8 protein-coding genes and 4 pseudogenes are annotated in these 7,585 nt (G+C 59.1%); 7 read left to right on the forward strand and 5 right to left on the reverse strand.

The window, feature by feature from the left end; all coding sequences use genetic code 11:
• The first annotated feature begins 361 nt into the window (after window positions 1-361).
• The 7 genes and pseudogenes from HP547_RS29750 (at window position 362) to HP547_RS25240 (ending at window position 3,902) form a co-directional block, all read left to right on the forward strand.
• A pseudogene (locus HP547_RS29750) lies at window positions 362-567 on the forward strand (hypothetical protein).
• A gap of 96 nt (window positions 568-663) precedes the next feature.
• A complete protein-coding gene (locus HP547_RS25215; RefSeq protein ID WP_172288100.1) occupies window positions 664-984 on the forward strand; it encodes a transposase in 321 nt (106 codons plus the stop codon).
• A pseudogene (gene tnpB / locus HP547_RS25220) lies at window positions 981-1,706 on the forward strand (IS66 family insertion sequence element accessory protein TnpB); the annotation flags it as partial. The gene HP547_RS25215 and the pseudogene tnpB, both read left to right, overlap by 4 nt.
• A 2-nt stretch (window positions 1,707-1,708) precedes the next feature.
• Window positions 1,709-1,876, forward strand: a pseudogene (locus HP547_RS30025) (transposase domain-containing protein); the annotation flags it as partial.
• A 249-nt stretch (window positions 1,877-2,125) separates the two neighbouring features.
• Window positions 2,126-2,644 (forward strand): isochorismatase family protein, encoded by a 519-nt coding sequence (locus HP547_RS25230; protein WP_172219410.1) that lies wholly within the window; start codon window positions 2,126-2,128, stop codon window positions 2,642-2,644.
• A gap of 348 nt (window positions 2,645-2,992) precedes the next feature.
• Window positions 2,993-3,172, forward strand: a pseudogene (locus tag HP547_RS25235) (addiction module antidote protein); the annotation flags it as partial.
• Between the two features lie 352 nt (window positions 3,173-3,524).
• Window positions 3,525-3,902 (forward strand): hypothetical protein, encoded by a 378-nt coding sequence (locus tag HP547_RS25240; RefSeq protein ID WP_172288104.1) that lies wholly within the window; start codon window positions 3,525-3,527, stop codon window positions 3,900-3,902.
• A gap of 342 nt (window positions 3,903-4,244) precedes the next feature.
• Here HP547_RS25240 and HP547_RS25245 read toward each other — a convergent pair whose 3' ends face one another.
• The 5 genes from HP547_RS25245 to HP547_RS25265 all read right to left on the reverse strand — a co-directional run.
• A complete protein-coding gene (locus tag HP547_RS25245) occupies window positions 4,245-4,607 on the reverse strand; it encodes a hypothetical protein (RefSeq protein WP_172288106.1) in 363 nt (120 codons plus the stop codon).
• Complete coding sequence (locus tag HP547_RS25250; RefSeq protein ID WP_172288108.1) at window positions 4,604-5,035, reverse strand: lysozyme; 432 nt, start codon at window positions 5,033-5,035, stop codon at window positions 4,604-4,606. Before HP547_RS25250 ends, HP547_RS25245 begins: the two co-directional genes overlap by 4 nt.
• Window positions 5,036-5,107: 72 nt before the next feature.
• Entirely contained in the window at window positions 5,108-5,875 is a 768-nt protein-coding gene (locus tag HP547_RS25255) for a hypothetical protein (protein ID WP_172288110.1), read from the reverse strand.
• Window positions 5,872-7,113 carry a glycerophosphodiester phosphodiesterase family protein gene (locus tag HP547_RS25260; protein ID WP_172288113.1) on the reverse strand — a complete coding sequence of 414 codons (1,242 nt, stop codon included), beginning with the start codon at window positions 7,111-7,113 and terminating at the stop codon, window positions 5,872-5,874. Before HP547_RS25260 ends, HP547_RS25255 begins: the two co-directional genes overlap by 4 nt.
• Window positions 7,110-7,585, reverse strand: a 476-nt coding sequence (locus tag HP547_RS25265; protein WP_218583497.1) for a hypothetical protein, incomplete at its 5' end; no start/stop codon positions are given. The genes HP547_RS25260 and HP547_RS25265, both read right to left, overlap by 4 nt.

A 7,585-nucleotide genomic window follows, 5' to 3' on the forward strand; every position in this document is an offset into this window, starting at 1 on the left:
CGCTATCTATTAGTAGATTTCGGTAGCGTTTGCCCTTCGACGCCGCAAACCAGCGCCCGTCCTACAGCCTGCACTCAGAATTATCCCCTTCCTTGTAGGGCGTTTCCCAAACATACTGCCAACCTGTTCAAACTGTTGCGACGGATTCGGACGCGCTCTAGTCTCGGCTTGTCGTTGTGGAATCAGCGACCGGCTTTGACAGGCCGATTACTCAAGTTTCCGTTGCAGCGCTTAATGGCAGCTGTGCGTGGGGCATATTCGTGTGCGCCGGGTCCTTGGGTACCGGTCTGTCAACCCATGTATAGCTGCCTCCATTCGTTTGACAGCGTTGCCAGGCGGCTCCACTACCCAAGGAGCTTACATGCGCAAGATAGTCCCCGATCCACCCTACTCCCTCGATTCCACCCAGGTCCTGCAAGACACTCTGGTCCAGTCCTCAGAGTACGTACTCTGCGCCCTGTCCGTCGCACGCCAATCCGTGCAACTCAACCGACCGCCCGCAGCTCTATCGTGATGCAGGCTGTGATCCATGAAATGGAGGCGGTACAGAGCCTGGTCGAGTCGTAAGCGTCCGGCGAACTCACCTTCCGAACTCCAGCTTTAAGGGCGATGGTGTCCGCGTATTTTCAAGCGGACGCGATCGCCCTTATCGCCAGGATTTCCATGCGCCAACGAAGTTCTTATCCGAAACCGTTCAAAGCCCAAGTCGTTCAGGAATGCCTGCAACCTGGCGCATCCATTTCCAGTGTCGCCATCAGCCACGGCATCAATGCCAACGTCATCCGCAAATGGATGCGGCTCTATGGAGATCTGCCCGCAGCGACTTCACTACCGGCATTTGTCCCACTAAAAGCCGCACCTAAACGGCCAGTCGAAGCGTCAGTGATCATCGAGTTGCCCATGGCCGGGCAAGTGATCACGGTTAAATGGCCAGCCTCAGATCCCGAGGGCTGCGCACAATTTGTTCGGGCTGTTGCTCAATGATCCGCATCGATGCGATCTGGCTGGCCACCGAGCCGATGGACATGCGCGCCGGCACCGAGACGGCATTGGCCCGGGTAATTGCTGTGTTCGGTGCGGCGAAGCCGCACTGCGCTTATCTGTTCGCCAATCGCCGGGCCAACCGGATGAAAGTGCTGGTGCACGACGGCGTGGGCGTCTGGCTTGCAGCGCGGCGACTTAACCAAGGCAAGTTCCACTGGCCCGGCATTCGCCATGGCTGCGAGGTCGAGAACCAGATGACCCCGGAACAGCTTCGTGCCTTGGCGGCACAGGCGTTGCAGTTGCAATCCCAGGTCGAGGCGATGAGCAGGAAGATCCAGAACGATGAAATCCTCATCGAACAGTTCAAGTTCGAAATCGCCTTGCTCAAACGCCACAAGTTTGCCAAGCGCAGCGAACAAATCAGCCCGGCGCAAGGCAGCTTGCTGAATGACCTGCTCGACACAGACCTTGAAGCTATCGAGGCCGAGCTAAAACAGCTTCTCCCAGCTGCGCCACAGGCCAAACCACGGCAATCCCCGAAACGTGCGCCCTTGCCGCCGCAGTTTCCACGCACCGTCATTCGCCATGAACCCGAAAACACTCAGTGCGCCTGTGGTTGCCAGCTCCAACGCATCGGCGAAGACGTCAGCGAGAAGCTGGATTACACGCCGGGCGTGTTTACCGTCGAGCAACATGTGCGGGGCAAATGGGCCTGCCGTCAGTGGCGGCGATCATGAGTTTGATCCAGTCGGCACGCATGAATGGGCATGATCCGTATGCGTATCTCAAGGACGTGCTGATGCGGCTGCCAACGCAGCGGGCGAGTGAAATCGGCCAACTGCTGCCGCATCAGTGGTGCCTTCCTGAGTTACACAAGACCTCATGTCCGTAGACCTACACTACGCCGCCTGTCAAAAGCACTCACTTTAGGATCCTGGCTTGTCAGCTCGCTACGATATTGCTAGTTTCGATCTATGACTAGCTATTGCCTTACCTCGACTATCACCACCACGACCGCTGAAAGCGGAGCGTTCGAGGTGTCGTGAGCCAATAGCAGACGAACTTCAAAGGCCCGCCAGCGATGGACAGGGCCTTTTTTTATGCCCTTGTGTCGCTGGAACAAACGCAAGGAGATGCACTCATGTATGCCCTGTTGATACTCGATATCCAAGTCGGGCTTGTTCACGGCCCGGAAAAGCCATGGCGCTGTGAAGAGTTGTTGGAAACAGTGAACACCCTGATGGACAAGGCACGCAGCGCTGGCGCTCCGATTTTTCTCGCGCGCCACGTCGGGCCCGCTGGATCTCCAATCGCACCAGACAGTCCCTTGACGATGGTTGCGCAGGAACTGAAGCTTCTGGGTGGCGAGGTGGTATTCGAAAAGCGGCGGCCCAACGCATTCGAATTAACCGATCTTGCGGACAATTTGCGGTCTCGCGGGGCTACCGGTGTGGTAATCACCGGCATGAAAACTCAATACTGCGTCGATAGCACCTGCCGTGCTGCTCGTGATTTTGGCTTCAATGCGGTACTTGTCACCGAAGGTCATACCTGTTCAGACACGCCGGTGATGAAAGCTAAGGACATCGTTGCTCATCACAATGCAACTCTGGATGGGCCGTTTTGCCAGCTAGTTCCGGCTGAAGAGTGGAGTTTCTAGCAGAGTTCAAAACTACGGGAATGCGCATGACTTGCCGTAAGCACTGGCACCGTGTGACATTCCCGCACTCCAACTTGGGTCGTGAAGGGTCTGATGTATATCAATGGCCCAAACACGCTCGTATCTGAAAATAGACCGCAAGATGTATTGCCGGAACGCTTACAAGCCAGCTCCCACCCAGACCGCATCGAACTCAAGCCATGCGCCGTATTTGTGGGAGCCTGGCTTGCCGGCGATGGGCCGCAAAGCGGCCCCAATTGCTTAACTGACTGGCATTGACCCAAAGCCCGTTTGTGCGCCGATTATCGGACACACTTCGTACGAACGGGCTCGACCCGCTACCTGATGCTGGCAAAAGCCAAGGGTGTGAATCAATTTGCGCAAGACGCAGGCGTCAATCGGGAATCTCTCTATAAAACCCTGAAGGGCGGCGATAAAACCCGTTTCACTACTATTCAGAAACTCATGCTTGCCTTGGGTGTAGAGCTCACCGTCAGACCGCTCAAGAAGCTCCCCGCTTCCTCTTAGGCTCGGACCGCGCAAAATTGGGGCTGATGACCGCCAGCTATTTGGCGACACGCACAACGAAAAAGCCCCTGAAAGCTTTCGCTCCCAGGGGCTTGATCTTGTATGGCGGAGAGATAGGGATTTGAACCCTAGGTACTGTTGCCAGTACAACGGATTTCGAATCCGTTTTCGCCTTCAAATTTATTTGGGCCTATTTTTTAAATCCCAATAAAATCAGTCACTTAAACGCATCATGACACAACAGCATTCCACACCATTGGGGGGATCAATTCCCCCAAAATTCCCCCAACGTACGTGTTAGATTCACCGACACGAAGCGACCGGATACCATGAACATACTGGGGGGCTGCACATGCTAACCGACGACCAAATCGAAGCTGCAAAGAAAGCAACCAAATACACACACAATGATCACCTTCACGAGCACCCTGACTGTATTCGGTTCGCCTACGAATGGCTTGACGCACAGACAAAAATCAAGGGACTGCAGAAACGTCCTTTTGCCATCAAGCATTTAGTTGAGCGTTGGGCGGGCCGCTACGTTTCTCAATCCGATGTGGAGGTCGCCGCTACCCTTCACCCTGAAATCCGTGGCACTTACCCTGCGTTCAATATCAGCGCCAGGCTTGTGAATCCGTCCAGAGCCCGGATCGCTCACTTGGGGGAGACAGGTAAGCATCATTACAAGCAGGAGAAAGGATTCGACGACTACGCCAGTTCTGAAGGCTGAAATCCTATTTGCAGGCACTGACTGCTGCTTCTAACAGACGCTCGTAGCCAATGCGCTGACGGCGCTCCGCAAGCAGTGCCCGCACCTTTACCTCTAGGCTGTCGGTCTTGCTCAGGCCGGCTGCCGTCCAAGTCGGTACTGCTACCTCCGGCGCGCGGCACGGCACCTGCACCGGCACCTCGACGCGCACATACTGAACCCGGGGCTCTACCTTCCCTGCGCAGCCGGCCACCCCAATTGCCAGCACCAGCCCGCTCCCACAGACGAGGCCACGAATTACGTGACCTGCAGCCTGAAAAAGGCCAATTCCGCTCCTACAGATGATCGAGTTCAGCCCCAGCCTCATAGGCCAAGCTCCTTGTCGATGATGGAGGAGGCAGCGGCGCACTGGTCGCCGCCGGTGTGCTCTTGTTGCAGCCGGTTCGCCGCGGCGTAGTCGATGCCTGCACTGGCTTTGGCATCGCCCACTGCCTTATCGGCGCCGGCCTGGCGTGCGTTCGTGGCCAGGGTCAGATCACCCAGGGCCTTGCCCTGCTCCTGTGCCAGGCCGGCCAGGTTGTCGCGCGCGGCGCTGCACTGGGCGGCCTTGTCTTGCTGGTCATCAAGCAACGGCCGGAAGTGCCCGGTGGCTGCCCAGATGCCCGCCATCGCGCCGACCAGGATCAGCAAAACAGCTCTGGAAAGCCGCGCCACCCAGCCGTTCACGCCGTCCCCAGGAACAGATCTCGCTCAGCGGCCCGCCGGCGGACCAGTCCGGCCAGTACCTGCCCGCCAGCCTTGTTCCAGCGCGGAAACTGCTCGGCAGCGGCTGCGTAGTTGCCTGCATTGAGCAGCCGGCGGAGCGTGGACGATTCAAGGTTGGCCGCGCCCAGGTTGTAGGTGAAGCTCATCAGGGCGTCCCACTGGTTTTGGCTCAGCGGCGCCGTGACCAGGCGCTGAACCTCAGGCTCGAAGCGCTGCACGTCGTTCAGCAGCATGCGCTCGGCCTGCTCCTTGGTGATCGACATCCCCGACTTCACGCCCCGGGTGGCACCGTAGCCGATGGTCCAGACGCCGACTGAATCCTGATAGGCCTGCAGGCGCAGGCCTTCGAATGACTTGATGAGGCTCAAGCCGCGTTGCGATGTCCGCATAGCGTTTCTCCAGGCAAAAAAATACCCGCTCACTGGCGGGTTCTGTGTGTCTTGTTGTTGGCTGGGCGCCGGCTAGATCTCTGCCCTGAAGGTAAGGTAGACGTTGCCAAGCCCGCTGATGTCTTGGAGCTGGCCTGTGCCGCCGTCGACAAAAGTCACCCTGGCGGTACCGTCATCGCGGTTGTAGCGGCCACACAGGGCATGCAGGCGGCGGCCCGTGAGCGTGGTGTTGTCATCCGTCAGCTGCGCGATCATCAGCGGGTGCAAGCGCATGCCGGCACCGTCATTGCCTCGCATCGTTACGGTCAGCGCTGCAGCGGCCGCGTCGTAGCTCAGCGACTTGATGCCATCGGCCTGGTAGTTCGAGTTCAGCGAAGGGACGCCGGAAGAGACCAGGATCAGGCCGCGAGCAAGAATCCGCGGCGCCCCCAGGTCAGTGTCGTAGATGCTGATCCTCGGCGTATGAAACTCAAACGAGCCCTCCCCCATGGCGGCGAAGTTGCCGATGGCAAACGTAACGCGCAGGTTGTCGGGCGAGCGCAATGGCGTGGTAAAGCTCACCACGTACTCGCGCCACTCACGCGACTTGATTTCGATGCTGCTGCCACCTCGATCCAACGGCAGGTAGTCGATGGCCACGGCCCCGCCCACCCCGCCGGTTGACCGGCCGTAGATCTTCATTTCGACTTTGACACCAGGACCCACCAGAACGCTTTTTTCGTACTTGGTCGAGACCCCCGCCGGCGAGTAGATCCGGCCAATGCCGTCCGAGATCGAATAGGTGCCACCCACACCAAGCATCGAGGGGATGTAGGTATTAAGATCGCTGGGGATGTTCATTGGCTGACCTTGAGCGAGACGTTGGAAATGATGCGCCGGATACCGAGCTTGCGGATGGCAGGCAGCTGGCTCTGCCGGTCGACGGTGTAAACACCCCAGTCAACGCCCTTGGAAAAGGCATAGGCAACGGCCTCGGGGATGGCCAGCGTGGCGTCGTAGTCCCAGATCAGCGATCCCTTCCCGAGCGCGGCCACCTGGTCGATGTAGCCCTTGACGGTGGACACGCTGGTGGACACGCCGAGCAAGCCAACTTCCATGTTCTTGTTGGCGGCCCGAGTCATGGTCAGTATGTTGAGGTTGAACGACCCCATGCAGCAGGCACTGTCCATGCCGTACTCGACGATGAGATCAATCATCCCCTGCAGATCGGCGGTGCTCCGGTAGCGCTTGAACTCGGGGTAGATGAAGGCGCCGGCCGTGCGCGCGATCTCCAGATACTCGGCAAAGCGCGAGAGCCGCACCGGGGCGAACCGCGTCCCCTGTCCCGATTTGAGCTCAAGGCTGTCCAGATAGGCCGAGGACAGCGATGTGAAGGTGCCGGTGCCGGTGGTCAGGCTGTCCACAGTGGTGTCGTGGAACATGTAGTACTCGCCATCAGCGCTGACCGCCACATCGCACTCAAGGGCATCCGCCCCGGCGCTCAGGGCTGAGGAAAACGCCAGGGCGGTGTTCTGCGGCGCCTGAGTCATGAAGCCGCGATGCGCGACCAGCTCGATGGGACGGCTGTTGCGTTGCTCGAAAGTCGAGTAGTTCAGCGTCTCCAGGAAGGTCATGGCCCTCTGCAGCAGATCGCCACTGTCGAGCCGCACCCGGTTGCCGCCGCCGGGCGAAAGAAGATCAGCCCGAAGTACGTTGTCGCCGCGCGATACCAGCTTGGCGGAGTCGGTCGCCCAGACCCCGGTCAAAACCACTGGCGGGGCGTAAGCGGCGCTCAGCCCGTACAGCTCATCGGCATACCGCACCACCTGTTGATAGCCGGTGAAGGTCACGCCGGCGGCGTAGTCGCCCAGGTATTCGAATCCTGTGCTTTCGATAGCCTCCCGGTACCGGGCCTGGCGTTCGGTCTCAGCTGCATCGAACTCATTCTCCATGCCGAGCATGCTTTTGCGCGGACGGCCGAGACGATCGAGATAGCTGCCCTCCTCACCCAGCGAAAAGCTGTCCAGGTTCTCGGCGTTATCCAGAAGGTCCCGCGGGTCTTTCGACCCAATCGGGTTGAGGGTGGCGTAGGTCGTCATTCCTCTACCTCACTTGGCTCTTCAGGTGGCGTCGAAAGCTGGTTCTCCAGCTGCAGCACGCGGGCTTGCAGCACCTGGTTAGCGTCGAGCGCTTGCTGGAGCTCGCCCGCTAGCGAATCTCGGGCCTGCTCCAGCTCGCTCACGCGCCCCTGCAGCGCCTGGTTGGCCGCCAGCGTATCTGCCGTGGCTGAGCCAACGTACTGCCCAAAAAGGGCGAACGCCTCGGAGTCACCTTCCACCAGCGGCACCAGCGGCCCTTCACTGGCGGAGCCGAAACGTTCCCCGTCGCGCAGCACGCGGGTAATCGTCTGATAGTGCGCGCCGTAACTACCGTCCTCGCGAACGCGGATCAGGATTTCGTAAAGGGAGGTCTGTTCGATCAATTGGCTCATGTTTAGCTCACAGTGGTGTTGGTGTTGAGGATCTTCCAGGCCGTGCCATTGGACTTGCAGGTCTTCGAGCCGTCGGCAGC

Source organism: Pseudomonas sp. CM27 (genome assembly GCF_013179515.1).
Taxonomy (GTDB): domain Bacteria; phylum Pseudomonadota; class Gammaproteobacteria; order Pseudomonadales; family Pseudomonadaceae; genus Aquipseudomonas.